Source organism: Streptomyces cyaneochromogenes, from assembly GCF_003963535.1.
In the GTDB taxonomy this organism is placed as follows: Bacteria; Actinomycetota; Actinomycetes; order Streptomycetales; family Streptomycetaceae; genus Streptomyces; species Streptomyces shaanxiensis.
This window is the reverse complement of the sequence record NZ_CP034539.1, coordinates 2,539,830-2,563,239: the sequence shown is the minus strand read 5'-3', so window position 1 is coordinate 2,563,239 and position 23,410 is coordinate 2,539,830. Positions and strand designations below refer to the sequence as shown.

Annotated in this window: 18 protein-coding genes; 8 read left to right on the top strand and 10 right to left on the bottom strand. The window is 70.1% G+C overall.

Annotation, left to right across the window (positions count from 1 at the left end; genetic code table 11):
* The first annotated feature begins 113 nt into the window (after window positions 1-113).
* From EJ357_RS11390 to EJ357_RS11365, 6 genes are all read left to right on the top strand, one after another.
* Window positions 114-980, top strand: a complete 867-nt coding sequence (locus tag EJ357_RS11390; protein ID WP_126391176.1) for an MHYT domain-containing protein — start codon at window positions 114-116, stop codon at window positions 978-980.
* Window positions 981-1,020: 40 nt separating this feature from the next.
* Entirely contained in the window at window positions 1,021-3,168 is a 2,148-nt protein-coding gene (uvrB, locus tag EJ357_RS11385) for an excinuclease ABC subunit UvrB (protein ID WP_126391174.1), read from the top strand.
* Window positions 3,169-3,365: 197 nt separating this feature from the next.
* Window positions 3,366-3,944 carry a TerD family protein gene (locus tag EJ357_RS11380; RefSeq protein ID WP_126391172.1) on the top strand — a complete coding sequence of 193 codons (579 nt, stop codon included), beginning with the start codon at window positions 3,366-3,368 and terminating at the stop codon, window positions 3,942-3,944.
* A 61-nt stretch (window positions 3,945-4,005) separates the two neighbouring features.
* Window positions 4,006-6,078 (top strand): TerD family protein, encoded by a 2,073-nt coding sequence (locus tag EJ357_RS11375; protein ID WP_126391170.1) that lies wholly within the window; start codon window positions 4,006-4,008, stop codon window positions 6,076-6,078.
* Between the two features lie 225 nt (window positions 6,079-6,303).
* Entirely contained in the window at window positions 6,304-7,302 is a 999-nt protein-coding gene (locus EJ357_RS11370) for a TerC family protein (protein WP_126391168.1), read from the top strand.
* 306 nt (window positions 7,303-7,608) lie between these two features.
* Entirely contained in the window at window positions 7,609-8,709 is a 1,101-nt protein-coding gene (locus tag EJ357_RS11365) for a calcium:proton antiporter (RefSeq protein WP_126391166.1), read from the top strand.
* Between the two features lie 49 nt (window positions 8,710-8,758).
* Here the strand turns inward: EJ357_RS11365 and EJ357_RS11360 are convergent, their stop codons facing one another.
* Window positions 8,759-10,063 (bottom strand): MFS transporter, encoded by a 1,305-nt coding sequence (locus tag EJ357_RS11360; protein WP_228473026.1) that lies wholly within the window; start codon window positions 10,061-10,063, stop codon window positions 8,759-8,761.
* A gap of 62 nt (window positions 10,064-10,125) precedes the next feature.
* Window positions 10,126-11,172: a S66 family peptidase gene (locus EJ357_RS11355; protein WP_126391164.1), complete on the bottom strand. Its 1,047-nt coding sequence runs from the start codon at window positions 11,170-11,172 to the stop codon at window positions 10,126-10,128.
* A 104-nt stretch (window positions 11,173-11,276) separates the two neighbouring features.
* Between EJ357_RS11355 and aroQ the strand changes: the two genes are divergently transcribed.
* The gene (gene aroQ / locus EJ357_RS11350) at window positions 11,277-11,750 is read left to right on the top strand and encodes a type II 3-dehydroquinate dehydratase (protein ID WP_126391162.1); all 474 of its coding nucleotides are present in this window, start codon (window positions 11,277-11,279) and stop codon (window positions 11,748-11,750) included.
* A 76-nt stretch (window positions 11,751-11,826) separates the two neighbouring features.
* Here the strand turns inward: aroQ and EJ357_RS11345 are convergent, their stop codons facing one another.
* The 5 genes from EJ357_RS11345 to EJ357_RS11325 form a co-directional block, all read right to left on the bottom strand.
* Complete coding sequence (locus EJ357_RS11345; RefSeq protein ID WP_126399360.1) at window positions 11,827-12,558, bottom strand: amino acid ABC transporter ATP-binding protein; 732 nt, start codon at window positions 12,556-12,558, stop codon at window positions 11,827-11,829.
* Between the two features lie 41 nt (window positions 12,559-12,599).
* Window positions 12,600-13,520, bottom strand: coding sequence for an amino acid ABC transporter permease (locus EJ357_RS11340; RefSeq protein WP_126391160.1), 921 nt, complete (start codon window positions 13,518-13,520; stop codon window positions 12,600-12,602).
* Entirely contained in the window at window positions 13,517-14,401 is an 885-nt protein-coding gene (locus EJ357_RS11335; RefSeq protein WP_126391158.1) for an ABC transporter substrate-binding protein, read from the bottom strand. The genes EJ357_RS11340 and EJ357_RS11335 overlap by 4 nt, the downstream gene beginning before the upstream one ends.
* A gap of 633 nt (window positions 14,402-15,034) precedes the next feature.
* Window positions 15,035-15,685 carry an MBL fold metallo-hydrolase gene (locus EJ357_RS11330; protein WP_126391156.1) on the bottom strand — a complete coding sequence of 217 codons (651 nt, stop codon included), beginning with the start codon at window positions 15,683-15,685 and terminating at the stop codon, window positions 15,035-15,037.
* A 200-nt stretch (window positions 15,686-15,885) separates the two neighbouring features.
* On the bottom strand, window positions 15,886-16,572 hold the full coding sequence (locus EJ357_RS11325) for a maleylpyruvate isomerase family mycothiol-dependent enzyme (RefSeq protein ID WP_126391154.1): 687 nt from the start codon (window positions 16,570-16,572) through the stop codon (window positions 15,886-15,888).
* 251 nt (window positions 16,573-16,823) lie between these two features.
* On the opposite strand from EJ357_RS11325, the gene uvrA reads away from it, so the two are divergent.
* Window positions 16,824-19,880, top strand: a complete 3,057-nt coding sequence (uvrA, locus tag EJ357_RS11320; protein WP_126391152.1) for an excinuclease ABC subunit UvrA — start codon at window positions 16,824-16,826, stop codon at window positions 19,878-19,880.
* Between the two features lie 153 nt (window positions 19,881-20,033).
* Here uvrA and EJ357_RS11315 read toward each other — a convergent pair whose 3' ends face one another.
* The 3 genes from EJ357_RS11315 to EJ357_RS11305 all read right to left on the bottom strand — a co-directional run bounded on the left by EJ357_RS11315 (window position 20,034) and on the right by EJ357_RS11305 (window position 23,265).
* Entirely contained in the window at window positions 20,034-20,945 is a 912-nt protein-coding gene (locus tag EJ357_RS11315) for a carbohydrate kinase family protein (protein ID WP_126391150.1), read from the bottom strand.
* Complete coding sequence (locus tag EJ357_RS11310; protein WP_126391148.1) at window positions 20,942-22,054, bottom strand: LacI family DNA-binding transcriptional regulator; 1,113 nt, start codon at window positions 22,052-22,054, stop codon at window positions 20,942-20,944. The genes EJ357_RS11315 and EJ357_RS11310 overlap by 4 nt, the downstream gene beginning before the upstream one ends.
* Window positions 22,055-22,308: 254 nt before the next feature.
* A complete protein-coding gene (locus EJ357_RS11305) occupies window positions 22,309-23,265 on the bottom strand; it encodes a hypothetical protein (RefSeq protein ID WP_126391146.1) in 957 nt (318 codons plus the stop codon).
* Window positions 23,266-23,410: the final 145 nt, after the last annotated feature.

Genomic DNA, 23,410 nt, shown 5'->3' with positions numbered 1-23,410 from the left:
ACCATTGCGGTGGGAGTTACTCTCTGCCTCAACCCTGACCGCTCGGGCGGTCCTGGGAGGGGGCGCATTTCACGGAGTTCCGGGACGTAAGAGGGCGGGAAGGGCAGCCGCGTATGCAGGGCACGATCGACGGTTTCAGCTACGGACTCGTCACACCGCTGGTGGCCTACCTCATGGCCTGCCTCGGCGGTGCCCTCGGTCTGCGCTGCACCACCAGATCGATGCTCGTCTCGCATTCCTGGCGCCCGGGCTGGCTCGCCCTGGGCGCGGCGGCCATCGGCTCCGGCATATGGACCATGCACTTCGTCGCGATGATGGGGTTCACGGTCGCGGAGACGCCGATCCACTACGACAAACCGATGACGTTCGCGAGCCTGGCCGTCGCCATCGTCATGGTGGGCATCGGGATCTTCATCGTCGGCTACAGAGGGGCCAGCGGAACGGCGCTGTTCACCGGCGGCACCATCACCGGCCTGGGCATCGCGTCGATGCACTACCTCGGCATGGCCGGTATGCAGCTGAACGGCAGGCTCGAGTACAACACCTTCACCGTCTCCGCGTCCGTCGTGATAGCGATGGTGGCGGCCACCGCCGCCCTGTGGGCCGCCGGACAGGTCAGAGGTTTCCTGTGGAGCGTGGGCGCGAGCCTGGTCATGGGTCTCGCCGTCAGCGGCATGCACTACACGGGCATGGCCGCCCTCAGCGTTCATCTCCACGGCACCGGGGCCCCCTCGTCGGGCGACTCGCCCGCCTCCCTGCTCGCGCCGATGCTGGTCGGCCCGCTCGCCTTCCTCCTCCTCGCGGGCGCTGTCGTGCTGTTCGACCCGAAGATGGTCATGGGGAAACCCACCGGTGCCCCCGTCGAGCACAAGCCGGGCGTCCCGGCCCACGCCACCGTCCCGCACCCGACCCGCCGCCCGCCGCTGCGGCCCCGCCGCGCCAAGGACCACCGAGGCTCCCGAGCCCCGCAGAACCACTGATCGGACCGCGTTGTCAGTGGCGGGTCGTACGGTGGATTCCATGCGGCCCGTTTCCAGCATCGAACGCACGGTGGCGCCCTTCGAGGTCGTCAGCCCCTACCAGCCCAGCGGCGACCAGCCGCAGGCCATCGCCGAGCTCGCCCGGCGCATCGAAGCCGGCGAGAAGGACGTCGTCCTGCTCGGCGCGACCGGCACCGGCAAGTCCGCCACCACCGCGTGGATGATCGAGAAGCTCCAGCGCCCCACCCTGGTGATGGCGCCGAACAAGACGTTGGCCGCCCAGCTGGCGAACGAATTCCGCGAGCTCCTGCCGAACAACGCCGTCGAGTACTTCGTCTCGTACTACGACTACTACCAGCCCGAGGCCTACGTCCCGCAGTCGGACACCTACATCGAGAAGGACTCCTCGATCAACGAGGAGGTCGAGCGCCTGCGCCACTCCGCGACCAACTCGCTGCTCACCCGCCGTGACGTCGTCGTGGTCGCCTCGGTCTCCTGCATCTACGGCCTCGGCACCCCGCAGGAGTACGTGGACCGGATGGTCCCCCTCAAGGTCGGCGAGGAGATCGACCGCGACCAACTCCTGCGCCGCTTCGTGGACATCCAGTACACACGCAACGACATGGCCTTCAGCCGCGGCACCTTCCGGGTGCGCGGCGACACCATCGAGATCTTCCCGGTCTACGAGGAGCTCGCCGTCCGCATCGAGATGTTCGGCGACGAGATCGAGGCCCTGTCCACGCTCCACCCGCTCACCGGCGAGATCATCAGCGACGACCAGCAGCTGTACGTCTTCCCGGCCTCCCACTACGTCGCGGGCCCCGAGCGCATGGAGCGGGCCGTCAACGACATCGAGAAGGAGCTCGGGGAGCGCCTCGCCGAACTGGAGAAGCAGGGCAAGCTCCTGGAGGCCCAGCGCCTGCGGATGCGCACGACGTACGACCTGGAGATGCTCCGCCAGATCGGCTCCTGCTCCGGCGTCGAGAACTACTCGATGCACTTCGACGGCCGCTCGCCCGGCTCCCCGCCCAACACCCTGATGGACTACTTCCCGGACGACTTCCTGCTCGTCATCGACGAGTCGCACGTCACCGTGCCGCAGATCGGCGCCATGTACGAGGGCGACGCGTCCCGCAAGCGCACCCTCGTCGACCACGGCTTCCGCCTGCCCTCCGCCCTCGACAACCGGCCCCTGAAGTGGGAGGAGTTCCAGGAGCGCATCGGGCAGACCGTCTACCTGTCGGCGACCCCGGGCAACTACGAGCTCTCCCGCTCGGACGGCGCGGTCGAGCAGATCATCCGGCCCACCGGCCTGATCGACCCGGAGGTCGTCGTCAAGCCCACCGAGGGCCAGATCGACGACCTGGTCCACGAGATCCGGGGCCGCGTCGCGAAGGACGAGCGTGTCCTGGTCACCACCCTCACCAAGAAGATGGCCGAGGACCTCACGGACTACTTCCTGGAACTCGGCATTCAGGTCCGCTACCTGCACAGCGACGTCGACACGCTGCGCCGTGTCGAGCTGCTGCGCGAGCTGCGCGCCGGCGAGTTCGACGTTCTCGTCGGCATCAACCTCCTCCGGGAGGGCCTCGACCTTCCCGAGGTGTCCCTGGTGGCGATCCTCGACGCCGACAAGGAAGGCTTCCTGCGCTCCGGCACCTCTCTCATCCAGACCATCGGCCGCGCGGCGCGCAATGTCTCCGGCCAGGTCCATATGTACGCCGACAAGGTCACCCCGGCGATGGAGAAGGCCATCGACGAGACCAACCGCCGCCGCGAGAAGCAGGTCGCCTACAACAAGGCGAACGGCATCGACCCCCAGCCGCTGCGCAAGAAGATCAACGACATCGTCGCGCAGATCGCCCGCGAGGACGTCGACACCGAGCAGCTCCTCGGCACGGGCTACCGCGCGAAGAAGGACGGCCGGGGCACCAAGGCACCCGTGCCCTCTCTCGGCGACAAGGCGGCCAAGGGTGCGAAGGCGGCCAAGTCCGCCAAGGGCAAGGGCAAGGAGACGGTGCCGACCGACCGGCCGGCGGCCGATCTGGCCGAGCAGATCGAGGAGCTGACGGAGCGTATGCGCGCCGCCGCCGCGGATCTGCAGTTCGAGATCGCGGCCCGACTGCGTGACGAGGTGTCCGAAATGAAGAAGGAACTGCGCCAGATGAGGGAGGCGGGCCTGGCCTGACGGGACCGCCGACGCCGGTCCACGCCCCGGAATCGATGCCCCCGAACGCCCTTCGGGGGCCGCCGAGTACGCGCTGTGTTGCAAGACCGACACAAAGTGCGGACCGGGCTACGGCACTGTCAGTGCCCCTGCGTAGGGTTCTGGTCATCCGCGGAGCCCGCGGCCAACAGGGGACAGCTCGAGAGGGGATTCAGCACGTGACCGTCAACATGACCAAGGGTCAGGCCATCAGTCTGCAGAAGAACGACGGCGGCAGCCTGACCGCGGTGCGCATGGGTCTCGGCTGGCAGGCGGCTCCCCGGCGCGGCCTGTTCGGCTCTCGGACGCGGGAGGTCGACCTCGACGCCTCCGCCGTCCTGTTCGCGGACAAGCAGCCGGTCGACGTCGTCTTCTTCCGTCACCTGGTGAGTGACGACGGTTCGGTGCGCCACACCGGAGACAACCTCGTCGGCGGTGTCGGCCAGGGCGGCGACGACGAGGCGATCCTCGTCGACCTCGCGCGCATCCCGGTCCACATCGACCAGATCGTCTTCACCGTGAACTCCTTCACGGGCCAGACCTTCCAGGAGGTGCAGAACGCGTTCTGCCGCCTGGTCGACGAGACCAACGGCGAGGAGCTCGCGCGCTACACCCTCGCGGGCGGCGGCTCGTACACGGCCCAGATCATGGCGAAGGTGCACCGCGCGGGCGCCGGTTGGCAGATGACCGCCCTGGGCACCCCGGCCAACGGCCGCACCTTCCAGGACCTGATGCCGGCGATCCTGCCGCACCTGTAGGACTGCAGCGCGGCCCGGCGGGCGGCACACGACACGACAAGCGACACAGGGGGACGAAGGCATGACGGCCGAGCTGGTGCGGGGACAGAACCACCCGCTCTCCCAGGCCCGACTGGAGATCCGGGTCTCGGCCGGCACGCCGATCGTGGCCGGAGCCACGCTCGGCGACGAGCAGGGCAGGATCCACGGCGTCGAGTGGGTGGCCCACCCCGGCGCCCCCACTCTGCCCGGCCTCGAGGTCTCCCGGCAGGCGGCCGCCGACCATCGCCTCGCGGTGGACCTGGACGCCATGCCGGAGGCCGTCCATCGGGTCAGTGTGCTGCTCGCCCTGCCGATCGGAGCCGCGGGCCCGACCCGCTTCGGCGCCGTCCCCACCCCCTTCGTCGCGGTCACCGGCCTCGACGGCACCGAGGTCGCCAGCTACACCATCGACGGCCTGGAGGCCGAGTCGGCGGTCGTCGCCCTGGAGCTCTACCGCCGACAGGGCGCCTGGAAGGTACGCGCCATCGGCCAGGGCTACGCCGGCGGCCTCGCCGACCTCCTCACCGACCAGGGCCTGCCCCAGGCCCACCAACTCGCCGACGGCATCAACGAAGCAGTGGCCCAGGGCATGGCCCGCTCGGTGCCGGCGCCCCCGCCGCGGACGGACGGCGACCGCTCCCGGCAGACGGCCGCACCGGCACTCGGTCCGGACCAGGGCGGCCCCGCTCCGCAAAGCGCCCCCGGCCCCGTGTCACCGCAGCCGCCGTCGCCCTACGGCACCCAGACACCGGGCGGGCCCGGCCAGTCGGCTGCGCAGCCGGATTCGTACGACATCCAGGCGCCCGGCGTGCCGGGCCGGCCCGCGCCGCAGCCGTCGTATCAGGGCGGAACCGGCGCCGGCGACCCCGCCCAGCCGTCCACGCCCACGTCGGGCGGGCCGATCGACTACAGCCACCCGCGCCGCCAGAACGCGGCTCCGCCGCCCCCGCCGACCGCGCCCCCGGCCCAGCCCGGACAGCCCGCGCAGCCCGTCGCGGGTGACGCCACCGGCTGGTCGATGGACGAGCGGCTCTACAACCAGGTGTGGGGCATGTTCGAGGACCTGGCCCGTACGACCGCCGCCTACCGCAGCGCGGTCGACTTCGCCGACTCGCGCATGGAGAAGGAGCTCGACCAGGTCCTGTCGGACCCGCGCAGCCGGATCGGCGGGCAGGGCGACGCCGCACGCGAGGCGGCCCAGGCCAAGCACGGGCAGCTCGTCAACCAGGCCAGGGCGGCGCTCGACCGGGACATCGCCCAGCTCACCGCCGAGGCCGAGGTCGTCGAACCCGCACTGCCGCCCGCATACGCAAGCTGGGACAACCCGGTCTGGCACGGCTACCGCGTACCGATGGAGATCCCCATGGCCCTGCGCCTGGGCGACCTCCATCTGCCCGAGAGCGAGGGGCTGCGCATCCCGATGCTGGTCCGGCTGCCGCTGGAGCGCGGTCTGTGGATCGACAGCGGACGCGGCGGATCGCTCGACGGCTCCTTCACCGATTCCCACGACCTGCGGCGCCTCGCGATGGAGACGGCGGTGGCGCACGCGGCACGGCTGCTCGCCGTCTATCCGGCGGGCGAGTTCACGGTGCACGTCATCGATCCGGCCGGTTCGGGCGCACAGCCACTCGCGCCGCTGGTGCAGACCGGTGTGCTCGCGGCCCCGCCCGCCGTGGGCGCGGCCGGTGTCACGGAGACCCTGACGCGGCTCACCGAGCGCGTCGACCTGGTGCAGATGGCGGTGCGCGGCGGTGCGCCCGACTCCCTGCCGCCCGGCTTCGACACCTCCGAGCAGCTGCTGATCGTCAACGACTTCCCGCACGGTTTCGACGACCGTGCCGTCAACCAGCTGCGCTACCTGGCGGACGAGGGGCCTGCCGTCGGCGTCCACCTGATGGTGGTCGCGGACCGGGAGGAGGCGGCCGGCTACGGCCCGTTGCTCGACCCGCTGTGGCGTTCGCTGCTGCGACTGACCCCGGTACCGGACGACCATCTCGCCGACCCGTGGGTGGGGCACGCCTGGACCTACGAGCCCTCATTCGTGCCGCCCGGCAGCCAGGTGCTCCAGCAGGTGCTCACGCAGGTCGCGGCGGCTCGTACCAAGTACCAGTAAAGCGCCCCTGACCAGCACACTTGGCCTTTCTTTTGCCAAGCACTTTACCTTTCCTTGGTGATTGGGGTACTGTTCATCCCACGGAGGGGAGTACTCCCTGTCTGCTGCGGCGTACCCGTCAATACGGATCAGGCCAGATCCCGGGGCGTCGGCCCATCGTGGGTGGAAGAGACCTCCGGCGCGCGACGACGCTGTCATTTGCCGTTACGTACTGCCGGAGGCGCAGTGGAAGTTTCTACGACCCTGTGGGTCCTGACCATCGTGGGCCTTGCCGCCCTGATCGCGGTCGATTTCTTCATCGGCCGCAAGCCGCACGACGTGTCGATCAAGGAAGCCGGCATCTGGACCATCGTCTGGATCGTCTTGGCGGGCCTCTTCGGGCTCGGCCTGATGATCTTCGGCGGGGGGCAGGCCGGCGGCGAGTTCTTCGCGGGCTTCATCACCGAGAAGTCACTGAGTGTCGACAACCTCTTCGTCTTCGTCCTGATCATGGCGAAGTTCGCGGTTCCCTCCCAGTACCAGCAGCGAGTGCTGCTGGTCGGTGTTCTCATAGCCCTGGTGCTGCGGGCGATCTTCATCGCCGCCGGTGCCGCGATCCTCGCCAGCTTCTCGTGGGTGTTCTACCTCTTCGGTGCCTTCCTCATCTGGACCGCCTGGAAGCTCATCCAGGAGGCCCGGGCCAGCGAGGAGGACGAGGACTGGGAGGAGAACAAGCTCCTCAAGGCGGCCGAGCGCAGGTTCGGCGTCGCCGACCGCTACCACGGCACCAAGCTGTGGATCCAGGAGAACGGCAAGCGGGTCATGACCCCGATGCTGGTCGTGATGCTGGCGATCGGTACCACCGACGTGCTGTTCGCGCTGGACTCCATCCCGGCGATCTTCGGCCTGACGCAGGACCCGTACATCGTGTTCACGGCCAACGCCTTCGCGCTGATGGGTCTGCGGCAGCTGTACTTCCTCATCGGCGGTCTGCTGAAGAAGCTGGTCCACCTCAGCTACGGCCTGTCGGTCATCCTGGGCTTCATCGGTGTGAAGCTGGTGCTGCACGCCCTGCACGAGTCCGGCGTCCACGTCCCGGAGATCAGCATCCCCGTCTCGCTCGGCGTGATCTGCTCGGTTCTGATCGTCACCACGATCACCAGCCTGCGGGCTTCCAAGAAGCAGGCGGCCGAGGCGGCGCAGGAGCGGAGCGACGGCGCTCCGAAGGACAGCATCGACGTCTGATCACGTCAGACAGAGGAACAACCAACACCGGGAGTGGTGCCGAGCGAATCGCCGAGCACCGCTCCCGGTGTTTCGTCAGGTGCCGAGTGGCGACGGAACAGCGCCTGGCAGGCCCCAGTGGCGGCCTCGCGTGCCCTCTCACACCGTCCTTCCCGGACTACGACGTACAGGAGATGACCGATTTCGCGTAGCGACATACGACGCACAGGGGCCCCGCATCCCGAGGGTGCGGGGCCGCCCGACAGCCACCCCGACAACCGCACGGACCGGAATGCGGACCCCCAGGCCCTCTGCGACGATCGCTCCATGATCGCTCGGCTCAGGCCGCTCACGACCCGGTGGACGTCCTTCGTGCCGGTGCTCGCGGTCGTCCTGCTGGTCTTCACCTGGGGACGGGATCTGCCCGGCGCGGTCGTCGCGCTGGTGACGCTGGTCCTCGCGGGGGCCGTGCTGGCCGCCGTGCACCACGCCGAAGTGATCGCGCACAAGGTCGGCGAACCCTTCGGATCCCTCGTCCTCGCCGTCGCCGTCACGATCATCGAGGTCGCCCTGATCGTGACCCTGATGGCGGACGGCGGCGACAAGAGCTCCACCCTTGCCCGGGACACGGTCTTCGCGGCCGTGATGATCACCTGCAACGGCATCGTCGGGCTGTGCCTGCTGGTCGCCTCGCTGCGGCACCGTACGGCGGTCTTCAACCCCGAGGGCACGGGAGCCGCGCTCGCGACCGTCGCCACCCTGGCCACGCTCAGCCTGGTGCTGCCGACGTTCACGACGAGCAAGCCCGGGCCGGAGTTCTCCAGCGTGCAGCTGACGTTCGCCGCGCTCTCCTCGCTGGTCCTGTACGGCCTGTTCGTGACGACCCAGACCGTGCGGCACCGCGACTACTTCCTGCCCGTCACCCGGCAGGGCGAAGTGATCACCGTGGACGACCACGCCCACGCGCCCTCCACGCGCACCGCCCTGATCAGCCTGGGGCTGCTGGGCCTGGCCCTGATCGGTGTGGTCGGCCTGGCCAAGGGGGTGTCGCCCACCATCGAGTCCGGCGTGGCCGCCGCCGACCTGCCGCACGCCGTCGTCGGCGTGATCATCGCCCTGCTGGTGCTGCTCCCCGAGACGATCGCCGCGGTGCGCTCCGCCCGCCGCGACCGAGTGCAGACCAGCCTGAACCTCGCGCTCGGCTCGGCGATGGCCAGCATCGGCCTGACGATCCCCGCGGTCGCCCTGGCCTCCATCTGGCTCTCGGGCCCCCTGGTCCTCGGCCTCGGCCCCACCCACATGGTGCTGCTCGCCCTGACGGTGGTGGTGAGCTCGCTGACGGTGGTGCCGGGGCGGGCGACGCCGCTCCAGGGCGGCGTCCACCTGGTGGTGTTCGCGGCGTACCTGGAGCTCGCGCTCAATCCGTGACCGCCGTCCGATCCGTGACCGCCGTCGTTCATCGCTGCGGCGGAGCCCGTCACCCGGTGGCGGGCTCCGCCGCCACGGCGGACTCCGGCCGCGTCTCGGGCAGCAACGCGAAGCACCCCAGGCTGAGCAGCGCGATCCCCGTCAGATACGCCCCCACACCCCAGGGCACCCGACCGCCCTGCTCGGCGAGCGCCGTCGCCGCGATCGGCGTGAGCGCGCCCCCGAGAACGCCCCCGAGGTTGTAGCCGACCGCGGCGCCCGTGCAGCGCACCCGGGGCTCGTACAACTCCGGCAGATACGCGGCGATCACGGCGAACATGGTGATGAACGCGAGCATCGCCCCGAGGAAGCCCAGGAACATCAGCAACGGCTCGGCCGTGGCGAGGAGCGCGACCATCGGGAACATCCACAGGGCGGCGGCGGCACATCCGATCAGGGTCAGGGGCCGCCGCCCGTACCGGTCGCCGAGCACCGCCGCCACCGGCGTGAGCGAGCCCTTCACCAGCACCACGGCCATGATGCAGGTCAGCATGACGCTGCGGTCCACCCCGAGTCGCTCGGTGCCGTAGGCGAGGGACCAGGTCGTCACGGCGTAGAAGATCGCGTACCCGATGGCGAGCGCCCCGGCCGTCAGCAGCACCAGTCGCCAGTGGTCGCGCACGACCTCCGCGAGCGGCACGCGCGCGTGGTCGTCGATTTCGAGGAACCGGGGGCTCTCGGCGAGCGACGACCGCAGCCACAGCCCCACCACGGCCAGCACACCGGCCGCCCAGAACGGCACCCGCCATCCCCACGCCGCGAACTGCGCCTCGGACAGAGTCGCCGACAGCCCCAGCACCACCCCGTTGGCCAGCAGGAAGCCGAGCGCGGGCCCGACCTGCGGGAAGCTCGACCACAGACCGCGTCGCTCGGCGGGCGCGTGCTCCACGGTCAGCAGCACGGCACCACCCCACTCGCCACCGAGGCCGAGCCCCTGCAGAAAGCGCAGCACGAGCAGCAGCAGGGGAGCGAACACACCGATCGTGTCGTACGTCGGTACGCAGCCCACCGCGACCGTGGACGCGCCGGTCAGCAGCAGCGAGGCGACGAGGACCGGCCGGCGTCCGCGCCGGTCCCCGATGTGCCCGAACAGCACCGACCCCAGTGGCCGCGCCACAAAGCCCACGCCGAACGTCACGAAGGCGGCCAGGGTCCCCGCGACCGGCGAGAACGTCGGGAAGAACAACGGCCCCAGGACCAATGCCGCAGCGGTCCCGTAGACGAAGAAGTCGTAGAACTCGATGGCGGTCCCGGCGAGCGAGGCGGCCGCGAGCCGCAGCATGGAGGGGGCCTTTACGGTGCGTACATCGTGCATGCTGCGTCAACTACCCACGGTGACCACGGGTTACGGGGGCGCACGGGCGCGCCGGGGCTTGATCAGTACGTGACGGTGATGCGCCGGGCGGGGCCGTCGACGCGGACGATGCCGCCGTAGGGGATGACGAGTTGTGGGTCGGTGTGGCCGAAGTCCACGTCGAAGACGATCGGGGTGTCGGGGGCATACACCCGCATGGCCCGCTGAACCGCCTCGCGCTGCTCCGTGGCGTAACGGGCGGCCTCCTCCGGGCTGTTGGGGCGTTCGAAGGACCAGGTCTTCGCCCGGCCCATCAGCAGGGCCGAGAAGCGCTGGAGCAGGCCGCGTTCGCCCATGTTCCGCAGGATGCGGAAGACCTCCGTGCCGCTGGGCATCTCCTCGGAGGTCTCCAGGAGCAGCACTCCGCCGTCGTACTCGGAGAGGTCACGGGCGATCTCGCGATCGGCCATCAGCAGCCAGCTGAGGATCTCCAGACAGCCGCCCCAACTGCGGCCTTCCACCACCCGGTCGTCGTTCACCCACGTCCATCCGCTGCCGGGCCGCGTCTGCGGCTCCGCGTCGAAGGTCGCCGGGTCGGCCCAGTCGCGGTTGACGTCGTTCCAGCGCTCGGCAGGCCGGAGTTCGTACTCACCGGAGGTGAACAGCGCGGCCCGCAGTGATGCGGCGGTCAACGGTTCCATGGCGACGGGGCGGCCCAGTGCGGTCATCACGGTCGCGCCGTGGTACCCGACGATCCCCGTGTTGCGCAGGTACAAGAGCAGGTTCGTGTTGTCGCTCATCCCGAAGAACGGCTTCGGGTTCGCCCGGATCAACTCCCGGTCCAGCAGGGGCAGCACGGTGATCTGGTCGTCGCCGCCGATGGACGCGATGACCGCCTTGATGTCGGGGTCGGCGAACGCGGCATGGATGTCGTCGGCCCGCTCCTGCGGCGTCGAGCCCATCTTGCGGGTCGCCGGGTACTCGACCGGTTCGAGTTCGTAGTCCTTGCGCAGCCGCTCCAGGCCCAGCTCAAAGGGGCGCGGGAAGAGCCCGGGCAGGCCCGCGCCGGGGGAGATGACGGCGATGCGGTCGCCGGGGGAGGGCTTGGGAGGGTACGAGATCATGGTCATGACTGGAGGGTAGGACCGGTGGCGTGATCCGCGCACCGTGATAAACCGGGGTCTGAGCAGCGGTCGTCGACGCGCCGCCCGACCCCGAAAGGACCGGAGGAACCGTGCCCCGCACCCTGGCCAACGCCCCGATCATGATCCTCAACGGCCCCAACCTGAACCTGCTGGGCCAGCGCCAGCCGGAGATCTACGGCTCCGAGACCTTGGCCGACGTCGAGGCACTGTGCGCCAAGGCGGCGGCCGCGTACGGCGGCACGATCGACTTCCGGCAGTCCAACCACGAGGGCGAGCTGGTCGACTGGATCCACGAGGCGCGCCTGAACCACTGCGGCATCGTGATCAACCCGGGCGCCTACTCGCACACGTCGGTGGCGATTCTGGACGCGCTCAACACCTGCGACGGACTGCCCGTGCTGGAGGTCCACATCTCCAACATCCACAAGCGCGAGTCGTTCCGGCACCACAGTTACGTCTCCCTGCGCGCCGAGGGCGTCATCGCGGGCTGCGGTGTGCAGGGGTACGTCTTCGGGGTGGAGCGGGTCGCGGCACTGGCGGGGGCGGGACAGGCCGCCACCTGACGTCGGCCGACGGGGCGTACGTGTAAGGACCGCCTGGCCATGGCGAGCGGTCCTTACAGCCGCTCCTTGGAACGGCTCATGACAACCGTCCCGCCTCCACGATGCGCCGCAGGAAGCGCCCAGTCCGCTCCTGCTGCGGATCGCCGAAGATCTGCTCGGCCGTGCCGCGCTCCAGGACGACGCCTCCGTCCAGAAAACAAACCTGGTCGGCGACGTCGCGCGCGAACCCCATTTCATGTGTGGCCAGCACCATGGTCATCCCGTCGTCCTTCAAGTCGCGGACGACATTGAGGACTTCGCCCACGAGCTCCGGGTCGAGGGCCGCGGTGATCTCGTCGAGCAGCAGCAGCCGGGGCCGTACGGCAAGAGCGCGCACGATCGCGACGCGCTGCTGCTGGCCGCCGCTCAGCCGGTCCGGGTACTCGCCCGCCTTGCCGGCCAGCCCGAGCCGCTCCAGCAGCTCACGCGCGCGTGCCTCGGTCTCGGCGCGGGACACGCCGTGCACCCGGCGCGGGGCGAGGGTGATGTTCTCCAGGACCGTCATGTGCGGGAAGAGGTTGTACGCCTGGAACACCACGCCGATACGGCGCCGTACGGCGTCCTGGTCCACGCGCGGATCGGTGATCTCCTCGCCGTCCAGCCAGATCGCGCCGTCGTCGATGTCCTCCAGGAGGTTGGCGCACCGCAGCAGCGTCGACTTGCCGGAGCCGGAGGCACCGATCAGCGCGGTCACCGTGTGCGGGGCGACCTCCAGGTCGACGTCCCGGAGCACGACCGAGTCGCCGAAGGTCTTGCGGACCGACTCCATGCGCAGCACAGGCGCGTCGCTCACCGGCGCGGGCGTGTCGCTCACAGGGTTCCTCCTTGGGCGCGTCGGCGGTCCATCCGGGCCGTCACCCAGTCCGTGAAGCGGGTCATCGGGATGGTCAGCGCCACGAAGACCAGGCCCGCGACGATGTACGGCGTGTAGTTGAGGCTGCGGCCCACGATGATGTCCGCGGCCCGTACGGCGTCCACCGCGCCGCCGATCGAGACCAGACCGGTGTCCTTCTGCAGCGACACCAGGTCGTTCAGCAGCGGCGGCACCTGACGGCGTACCGCCTGGGGCAGGACCACGTGCCGCAGCGCCTGCCGGTTGGTGAGGCCGAGCGAACGGGCCGCGGCGCGCTGCGAGGGGTGGACGGACTCGATGCCCGCGCGGAACACCTCGGCGACGTACGCCGAATACGTCAGGGTCAGCGCTGTACCGCCCAGCAGCACCGGGTCCACGGTCACGCCCTGCAGTCGCAGCGCGGGGACGCCGAGCACGACGATCATGAGGTTGATGATGAGCGGAAGGCCCCGGAAGAAGTCCGTGTACGCCGCCGCCAGCGCCCGCAGCGGGAAGAACACCGGGCCACGCAGCGTGCGGGCGACGGCGATGAGCATGCCGAGGACCAGCACGGCCGCGCCGCAGATCAGCAGCAGCCGGACGTTGAGCCAGAGCCCTTCGAGGACCTTGGGCAACGCCTCGCGCGCGTACCCCCGGTCGAAGAAGGTCTCCTTGGTACGGGGCCAGCCCGGGGCGTTGACCACGACCAGGTAGAGGACGACACCGGTGACCAGCGTGGAGAGGGCGGCGATCGCCGTGGCACGGCGGGCGCGCAGGCGTTTGTGGCGCTCGCGGTCGAGACGCCGCTGCGAGGGCACGTAGCCGTCGTCACCCGCGCCGGACATGCCATCGCCGTCGTCCGCGCCCTCGTGGCCGGACTCCTCCTTCGTGACCGTCACTTGAGCACCGGAGCGTCGACGGCGTCCGACAGCCACTGCTGCTCGAGCTTGGCCAGGGTGCCGTCCTCGCGCAGGGTGTCCACGGCGTCCGTCACGCACGGGGTGAGCGCGCTGCCCTTGTCGAGCACGAGCCCGAACTGCTCAGGCGTACCGCCCTGGTTCTCGAACTGGCCGACGATCGTCGCGTCCGTCACCTCGGCCGCGGTGATGTAGAAGGCGGTCGGCAGGTCGACGACGATTGCGTCGACCTGACCGTTCTTCAGCGCGGACTTGGCCTGGTCGTTCTTGGCGTACGCGGCGGCCTCCTGCGTCGGCTTCACCACGTCGTCGATGTAGGCGAGGCTGGTGGTGCCGACCTGGGCGCCCAGCTTGAGCCCCTTGAGGTCCGCGACGCTCTTGGCCTTGGCCGCCTTGCTGTCCTTCAGGGCGATGACGGCCTGGCGGACGTCGTAGTAGCCGGACGAGAAGTCCACGGCCTTCTTGCGCTCGTCGCTGATGGAGACCTGGTTGATGTCGAAGTCGAAGGTCTTCTCGCCGGGCGCGAAGGCCTTGTTGAACGGCACGCTCTGCCAGACGACGGCGCTCTTGTCGTAGCCGAGCTGCTTCGCCACGGCGTAGGCGACCGCCGACTCGAAGCCCTCACCGTTGGCGGGCTTGTCGTCCTTGAACCACGGCTCGTACGCCGGCTCGTCGGTGGCGATGGTCAGCTTGCCGGAGGCCTCGGTGGCCAACTTGCCCTTGGCGCAGGTGTTCCCGGCCGACCCCGACGGTGTGCCGGTGGCCTGGTCGTCCGGCTGCGGAGCGCAGCCGAGAGCGGTGGCGAGGAGAGCTGTCGTTGCGACGACGACGGCGCGGCGCAGCGCGCGAGGGGCAGGATGCATGGCGGGAGATTGACAGTACACGGTCGCTTTTGTCGAGGTAACGACGGTGAATGTCCGCATAGTGGGAACGGGTGTTGCGTTCCTGTGAACAGCCCCCACGTCAGTCTCGGCGCCAGTCCGCACACCGGTCCTGGCGCCAGTCCCCACGCCGGCCCCGGCGCCAGGTCCCCGGGGCAGTCGCCGGGGCCGCCGGCCGAGGGCGGGGATGTGAGACCGGCGGCCCGTACCGCTCAGGAGCCGTCATCCTGTGCGGGGCTGCTTCCAGTTGACTGCGCAACTACGCGCGCCGGGAGCGCGCGCGGGGCGCCGACGCGTGCGAATGGTTCACACGGGGTGTGTGCGCGGGTGGTGCGGGAGCTCATGATTCGGCGGCCATGGTGGCGACGGACAGGGCGCCGCTGCAGGTGACGCGGCCGAACGTGCCGGTGGTGGTGGCGCTTCGGACGTATTGGCCGTGCACCCACCACGACATGGTCTTCCGCGACTACGACCCGGGCCTGAACCGCTTCACGACCAGACCCGGAGAGTCCTCGCGCTCCCGTCCGATCCGGCGGGGGTGCGAGGACTCTTGTCTTTCCGGGCTTTCTGCCTTTCCGGTCCTTCCGGAGAGCGCGGACGCGGCCCTCCTGAGCGTTACCAGCCGCGCTCCCACCAGGCGGCGATCTGCGGCCGCTCCGCGCCCAGGGTGGTGTCGTTGCCGTGGCCCGGGTAGATCCAGGTCTCGTCCGGCAGGGAGAAGATCCTCGCCTCCAGGCCCTCCATGAGGGACTTGAAGTCCTGGGGCCGTGTCGTGCGCCCCGGACCTCCTGGGAAGAGGCAGTCTCCGGTGAACACATGGGGATGCCCGTGCGGATCGTCGTAGACGAGCGCGATCGAACCCGGCGTGTGCCCGACCAGGTGGCGCGCGGTGAGCTCCACACGCCCCACCCGGACGGTGTCGCCGTCGTCGAGGAGGACCTCGGTCGGCACGGGGATGCCGTCGGCGTCGTCCCGGCCGGCGTACGTGCGCGCACCGGTGGCCTCGACGACCGCGGCGAGCGCCTGCCAGTGGTCGCCGTGCTGGTGCGTGGTGACGACCGACGCGATGCCGTCGTCACCGATCATGCCGATCAGCGTCTCCGCGTCGTTGGCGGCGTCGATCAGCAGTTGCTCGTCCGTGGCCCGGCAGCGCAGCAGATAGGCGTTGTTGTCCATCGGGCCGACCGCGATCTTGGTGATCATCAGGTCCTTGAGCTCGTGCACGTCGGCGGGGCCGCCGACCGTCACCTGTCCGCTGTAGGTCATGTCGGCAGCCTATAGCGGCAGGGTGGTCGCTGGGCCGTGCAGGCATTGCGGTGGCAGGAGGCCCCGGGCCGTGCGGGCGTTGCGGCGCCTCGCCCCCGCCACTCCGCGGCAGGGGCGGCCCCGGGCCGTCCAGGCGTTGTGGCGGCACAGCGGCCCAGGAGCCCGCCCAGCTCTCCGGCGGCCCGGCGACCGTCCAGCTCCTACAGCGGGGGGAGCGACGGCAGCGAGCCGCCCTCCACGGTCAGGCCGGCCCCGTCGCGGCGGCCGGCGAGCCAGCCGAGCAGGTCGGGTGCGGACCCTCGGACGGTGACCTCGGCGGCGCCCGCCTCCCGGCCCGTGCTCCACGCGCGCGTGCCGTCCGTGAGCCGGGTCGGCGGCACCTCGGGGTGCCCGGTGAACCGCTGGGCGAGGAAGTCGATCTCCCGCTCCACGAACTCGGCCGGCAGGTCTTCCAGCTCGTACCCGATCCCGAGATCCACGTGATGCAGCTCCACCTCCACCCAGCGTCGGAACGGCACCCGGGCCGCCGCGTCCGTGACGCCGTTGCGCAGCTCCACCGTGCGCGACCAGTCCGCGGGGGCCGCTCCCGTGTCCTGGAAGCGGGCAGCGCTCTCGCGCACGTCGGTGAGCTGGACGTCGAGGGGGCGCGGGGCGTCCGCCTCGATGTCGGCGTTCCGGGCGGTGCCGGACACGTACATGGGGCGCCCCTCGAGGACGTTCACGAGGGCGTCCGCGTTGCGGGCGAGATGGGCGAGGACGTGGCCGCGGCTCCAGCCGGGGAGCCGTGACGGCTCGGCGACCGCCGCGTTGTCCAGCTTGGCCGCTGCGGTGAGCAGCCGGTCGGTCGCTTCACGTACAGACACCAGGTCACGAGCGTGATCAATCATGGTGCTGACACTAGCCTCGCCACACCTTTGGGTGAAGGTGGTGAACGAGTGCCGTAAATCGAATGCACGTGCTATAGGCTCGGTCGTGGCGTCGGGCATGCTGGATGGCCCGGGATTGTTGTCGCATCCGGGAATCCGACCGGCGTTGTCAGTGGCTCCCCCTAGTCTGAGAAGGCACGGGGGCCTCGAGTCTGAGAAAGCACGGGGGCCTCGCCCCCCTGTCACTTCTCTCAAGAAAGGTGCGGACCGGCGTGGCCGACCGTCTCATCGTCCGTGGCGCGCGCGAGCACAACCTGAAGAATGTCTCGCTCGACCTGCCACGCGACTCGCTCATCGTCTTCACGGGCCTGTCGGGGTCGGGCAAGTCCTCGCTGGCCTTCGACACCATCTTCGCCGAGGGGCAGCGGCGCTATGTCGAGTCGCTGTCGTCGTACGCCCGGCAGTTCCTCGGTCAGATGGACAAGCCGGACGTCGACTTCATCGAGGGCCTCTCCCCGGCGGTCTCGATCGACCAGAAGTCCACGTCGCGGAACCCGCGCTCGACGGTCGGCACCATCACCGAGGTCTACGACTATCTGCGTCTGCTCTTCGCGCGCATCGGCAAGCCGCACTGCCCCGAGTGCAGCCGCCCGATCTCGCGCCAGTCGCCGCAGGCCATCGTCGACAGGGTCCTGGAGCTGCCGGAGGGGAGCCGCTTCCAGGTGCTGTCGCCGCTGGTGCGCGAGCGCAAGGGCGAGTTCGTCGATCTCTTCGCCGACCTGCAGACCAAGGGCTACTCCCGCGCGCGTGTGGACGGCGAGACGATCCAGCTGTCCAACCCGCCCACGCTGAAGAAGCAGGAGAAGCACACCATCGAGGTGGTCGTCGACCGCCTCACGGTCAAGGACTCCGCCAAGCGCCGCCTCACCGACTCCGTGGAGACCGCCCTCGGCCTGTCCGGCGGCATGGTCGTGCTCGACTTCGTCGACCTCCCCGAGGACGACCCCGAGCGCGAGCGCATGTACTCCGAGCACCTGTACTGCCCGTACGACGACCTCTCCTTCGAGGAGCTGGAGCCGCGCTCCTTCTCCTTCAACTCGCCCTTCGGCGCCTGCCCCGACTGCACCGGTATCGGTACGCGCATGGAGGTCGACCCGGAGCTGATCGTCCCGGACCCGGAGAAGACCCTCGACGAGGGCGCCATCCACCCCTGGTCGCACGGCCACACCAAGGACTACTTCGACCGCCAGATCGGCGGCCTCGCGCAGGCCCTCGGATTCCGCACGGACATCCCCTTCGCGGGTCTGCCGCTGCGGGCCAGGAAGGCCCTGCTCAACGGCCACAAGACGCAGATCGAGATCCGCTACCGCAACCGGTACGGGCGCGAGCGCGTCTACATGGCGTCCTTCGAGGGCGCCGTCAACTTCGTCAAGCGCCGGCACAGCGAGGCCGAGAGCGACGCCAGCCGTGAGCGCTTCGAGGGCTACATGCGCGAGGTGCCCTGCCCGACGTGTGAGGGCACGCGTCTGAAGCCGATCGTCCTCGCGGTCACGATCATGGAGAGGTCGATCGCCGAGGTCTCCGCGATGTCCATCAGCGACTGCGCGGAGTTCCTGGGCGAGCTGAAGCTCAACGCCCGCGACAAGAAGATCGCCGAGCGCGTGCTGAAGGAGGTCAACGAGCGACTGCGGTTCCTGGTCGACGTCGGCCTGGACTACCTCTCGCTGAACCGCGCGGCCGGCACGCTCTCCGGCGGCGAGGCCCAGCGCATCCGCCTGGCCACCCAGATCGGCTCCGGCCTGGTCGGCGTGCTCTACGTCCTCGACGAGCCGTCCATCGGCCTGCACCAGCGCGACAACCACCGGCTGATCGAGACCCTCGTCCGGCTGCGCGACATGGGCAACACGCTCATCGTCGTCGAGCACGACGAGGACACCATCAAGACCGCCGACTGGATCGTCGACATCGGCCCCGGCGCGGGTGAGCACGGCGGCAAGGTCGTGCACAGCGGCTCCCTGAAGGAACTGCTCGCCAACGCCGAGTCGCAGACCGGCCAGTACCTGGCCGGCAAGAAGTCCATCCCGCTGCCCGACATCCGCCGCCCGCACGACCCGTCCCGGCAGCTCACGGTGCACGGCGCCCGTGAGAACAACCTGCAGGACATCGACGTCTCGTTCCCGCTGGGCGTGTTCACCGCGGTCACCGGCGTGTCCGGCTCGGGCAAGTCGACGCTGGTCAACGACATCCTGTACACACACCTGGCGCGCGAGCTCAACGGCGCCCGCAGCGTCCCGGGTCGGCACACGCGCGTGGACGGCGACGACCTCGTCGACAAGGTCGTGCACGTCGACCAGTCGCCGATCGGCCGCACCCCCCGCTCGAACCCGGCCACGTACACGGGCGTCTTCGACCACATCCGCAAGCTGTTCGCCGAGACCACCGAGGCGAAGGTCCGCGGCTACATGCCGGGCCGCTTCTCCTTCAACGTCAAGGGCGGCCGCTGCGAGAACTGCGCGGGCGACGGCACCATCAAGATCGAGATGAACTTCCTCCCGGACGTGTACGTCCCGTGCGAGGTCTGCCACGGCGCCCGGTACAACCGGGAGACCCTGGAGGTCCACTACAAGGGCAAGTCCATCTCCGAGGTCCTGAACATGCCGATCGAAGAGGCCATGGACTTCTTCGAGGCCGTTCCGGCGATCAACCGCCATCTCAAGACGCTGAACGACGTCGGTCTCGGCTACGTCCGTCTCGGCCAGGCCGCGACCACCCTGTCCGGCGGTGAGGCGCAGCGGGTGAAGCTCGCCAGCGAGCTGCAGAAGCGCTCCACCGGCCGCACGGTCTACGTCCTCGACGAGCCGACCACCGGTCTGCACTTCGAGGACATCAGCAAGCTGCTGAAGGTCCTCGCCGGTCTGGTCGACAAGGGCAACACGGTCATCGTCATCGAGCACAACCTCGACGTGATCAAGACCGCGGACTGGGTCGTGGACATGGGTCCCGAGGGCGGCGCCGGCGGTGGCCTCGTCATTGCCGAGGGCACGCCCGAGCAGGTCGCCGGGGTGCCCGCCAGCCACACCGGCAAGTTCCTGCGCGAGATCCTCGGCGCCGACCGCATCAGCGACGCGGCCTCGGTGAAGGCCCCGCGCAGGACGGCGGCCAAGAAGACGGTCGCGGCAGGAGCGACGGCGCGGAAGACCGCGACGGCCAAGACCACGAAGGCGGCCAGGACCACCAAGGCGGCCAACAACAAGGCCACCGACAAGGCGGCCGAGGCCACGAAGAAGGCGACGCCCGCCAAGAAGACCACCCGGGCCCGCAAGGCCTGAGGAGGGCGGGCGACGAGCCCGAAAATCCTGAAAAAGTACGGCGCCCCGCGGGAACTCACCGCGGGGCGCCGTCCGTTGCACAGTCAGCCGCCCGATCCAAGCGGTCGTGACGGACCTTGACTCCTCAACAGCGAAACGGAAAAGCAACGCCTCCTAGAAGTCCCCCAGTTCGGAGGCATACGGCGGCTCGGCGCCCGCCCGGGAGCAGGTGATCGCGGCAGCCCGCGCCGCGAACCGCAACAGCCGTGTCCAGCCGTCGGCGCCCAGTCCCACGAGCGCCTCGGCGGACAGGGCGTCCTGGGCGGCCAGGCCGTGCAACAGGGCCGCGTTCACGGTGTCGCCCGCACCGATCGTGTCCACGACGTCGACCTGCTCGCCCGGCACGGAGCGCACCGCGCCGTCCCGAGTGAAGGCGGTCAGCCCGTCACCGCCCTGGGTGATCACGACGGCCGCAGGTCCCGCGGCCAGCCACTCGCGCGGAGTTCCGCCCAGCCACAGCGCGTCCTCCTCGGAGAGCTTGAGCAGCGACACCGACGGCAGCCAGCTCTTGAACCGCGCCCGGTAGCCGTCCGGGTCCGGGATCAGACCGGCCCGGATGTTCGGGTCGAGCGCGGTGAACACCCCTTGTGCGGCCGCGCTCCGCATCAGCTCCTCATAGGCGCTCGCCCCCGGTTCCAGGACGAGCGAGCAGGTACCGAAGGAGACCGCGCGGGCCCGCGCGGGCAGCTCCTCGGGCGCGGTGAAGAGCCGGTCGGCGGTGCCCTCGACATAGAACGAGTAGGCGGCCGAGCCGTTCGCGTCGATGGTGGCGACCGCGAGCGTGGTCGGCTCCATCCCGCGCTGCACGCCCGACACATCCACCCCGGCCTCCCGCAGTCCGTCGAGCAGAGCCTCACCGAACGCGTCGTAGGAGGTCCGGGAGCAGAAGGCGGTGCTGGAGCCGAGCCGGCCGAGGGCCACGGCGGTGTTGTAGGGGCCGCCGCCGAGCGCCGGCTTCAGGCTCGCGAGGGCGCCCGTACCCCGGGGTACCAGGTCGATCAGGGCCTCACCGGCGACGACTATCACGAGACGGTTCCTTTCACGGACGGCAGGGGCTGTTCGGGACTGGCGGAGGTCAGGGGCTCGGCGGTGCCCTCGGGTTTCCCGGACCCCCGCGGCTGCTCGGCGCAGCCGCACGAGGTGCGATGCACGAAGGCGCAGGGCAGGCGCACGGTCCTGGCAGGCCGCTCCGGCGAGGCGAGACGGTCCAGCAGCACACGGACCGCCTCGGCGCCGATGTCCCTGCTTGGCTGGGCGATCGCGGTGAGCCGGGGCGAGAACAGATCGGCCCAGGCGAAGTCGTCGAAGCAGCACAGCGCGATGTCGTCCGGCACGGACAGACCCCGGTCGCGCAGGGCACGCAGGGCGCCGATCGTCATCGCGTTGTTGGCGGTGACGAGCGCGGTGGGCGGTGAGGCCAGTGACAGCAGGGCCGCGGTGGCCTGTTCGGCACCGGCCGACTCGGAGTCGCCGTGCACCACGAGGTGGTCGTCGTGGGCGAGCCCGGCGGCTGCGATGCCGTTCCGGTATCCGGTGAGTCGCTCGCTGGTGGTGCTGAGTCCGGGCAGGCCGGCGATCAGCGCGATCCGCCGGTGACCGAGCCCGGCCAGATGGGTGACCAGCCGGGCCACGGGGTCGGCGCTGTCGGCGCAGACCTGGTCGAAGTGCTGCGAGCCGTCCGCCGGGCTGTCGACCACCCGGTCGAGGAGGACGGCCGGCACCTTGTGGCGCCCGAGGTAGGCGAGCAGTTCACCCGGGTCGGCGGAGGGCGCGACGATCATGCCGTCCACCCGGCGTTCGTGCAGGAGCTGGACGACCTTGCGCTCATGCACCGGATCGTCATGTGGGTCGGCGATCAGCAGGCTGTAGCCATGATCCAGGGCCGCGGCCTCGACGCCCTGGAGTATCTCCGTGAAGTACGGGTTGCTGATTGCCGACACCGCGAGCCCGATGGACCGGGTGCGGGAGGTCACCAGGGAACGGGCCAGGGTGTTGGGCGTGTAGCCGAGCTCGTCCATGGCGTCCAGCACCGCCTGGCGGGTGTGGGGCAGCACCGGCCGGGTGCCGTTCAGCACGTGCGAGACGGTCGCCACGGAGACGCCGGCGCTCCGCGCGACGTCGGCCATGGTTGCCATCGGATCCCTCCCGGTCCCGGCTGTGCCGCGGCCTCCCTGGGCTGCGGCGGGTCTCCTGGCCCGGAACGTATCCCATTCGGAGCCGGACGTAAACGATTGCGCAATCGTTTACGTCCCCTCCCAAGCCGCTGACGGGACGCCAAGCCGTGCCGGACCCGTCGGGCTGTGCCGTGATGAGGCCGCGCCGGGAGGAGGGCCGCTCCGGGATCAGAACGCGGCGGTCGACCGCGCCGAGGGCAGCTGGGAGCGGTGTCTCACTCCCACTCCCACCCGATGCCCAGGATCCCCGTCCGCACCCGTGGCTCGACAAGGTGGACGGAACGGTGCAGGCCGCTGAGGGCCAGTCCTTGGCGGCCGCTGCGGGGAGCCGCCGCCGAGTGCTGGGCGAAGCGGTGGCAGCGGACGGGGAGGGCGTTCTCCGTGAAGTGGACCTGGAGGGCGTACTGGCCGCCCGCGAGAGGGAAGCCGCGGGCGTACTCGCGGGACACGCCGGCGGTGCCGTCCTCGACGCCGTAGCGGAAGAGGTAGGTGTCGCCCGCCCGCAGACGCGTGCCGAAGAGCAGCTCGGCCACCAGGACACCGGTGTCGTGGTGCCAACGGACCCGCCCCGTACGGCAGTTCTCCAGGGCGTGCACTGTCATGCGCTCCGGTATGCACCCCGGGTCGCCGTGATGGACGGCCACGAAGCGGTCCACGCCGTCCTTGTGGGCACGCACGATGTGGTGCGATTCGCGCCCCGCCAGCTCACGGCGAGCTCCGATGTGTATCCGCTCGTGGTGCGCGAGGGTGTGCACGCCGCAGTCGACCGGACAGTCCAGCTCGGCCAGCAGCTGTTCCAGGACGCCCGAGGCCTCCACCAGGGAGCGGTAGGAGCGGGCCGCGGGCCGCTGGAGGGCGGAGTGGGCGTCGGCCTCGGCGAGCAGCCGGATCAGGGACTCCTCCGGCAGCTGGAGTATCTCCTCCAGCGCCCGTACGGCACGCAGCGACTCGGGGCGCTGGGGCCTGCGCGCGCCCTGCTGCCAGTAGCTCAGGCTGGTGACCCCGACCTTCACGCCACGACGGGACAGATGGTGCTGCACGCGCTGCAGCGGCAGTCCCCGGGCGGCTATCGCGGCGCGCAGGGCGACATGGAAGGGGCCGCCTTGCAGGGCCGTGTCCAGTTCCGCGGTGGCGACGGCAGGGAGGTCCGCGTGCTGTGTGGCGTGCGGCATGCAGGGGCCTTTCTGTGGTTGTTCACAACGGCTGGTCGGACCGTTCGCGCAGCTCGTCGGGGCTCCCCGTCGGCACGGCAGGGGTCGTCACATCCGTACGCCGTGGTTCACGGCCCCGAGTTCCCCCGCATTGAAGCGTGTTGAC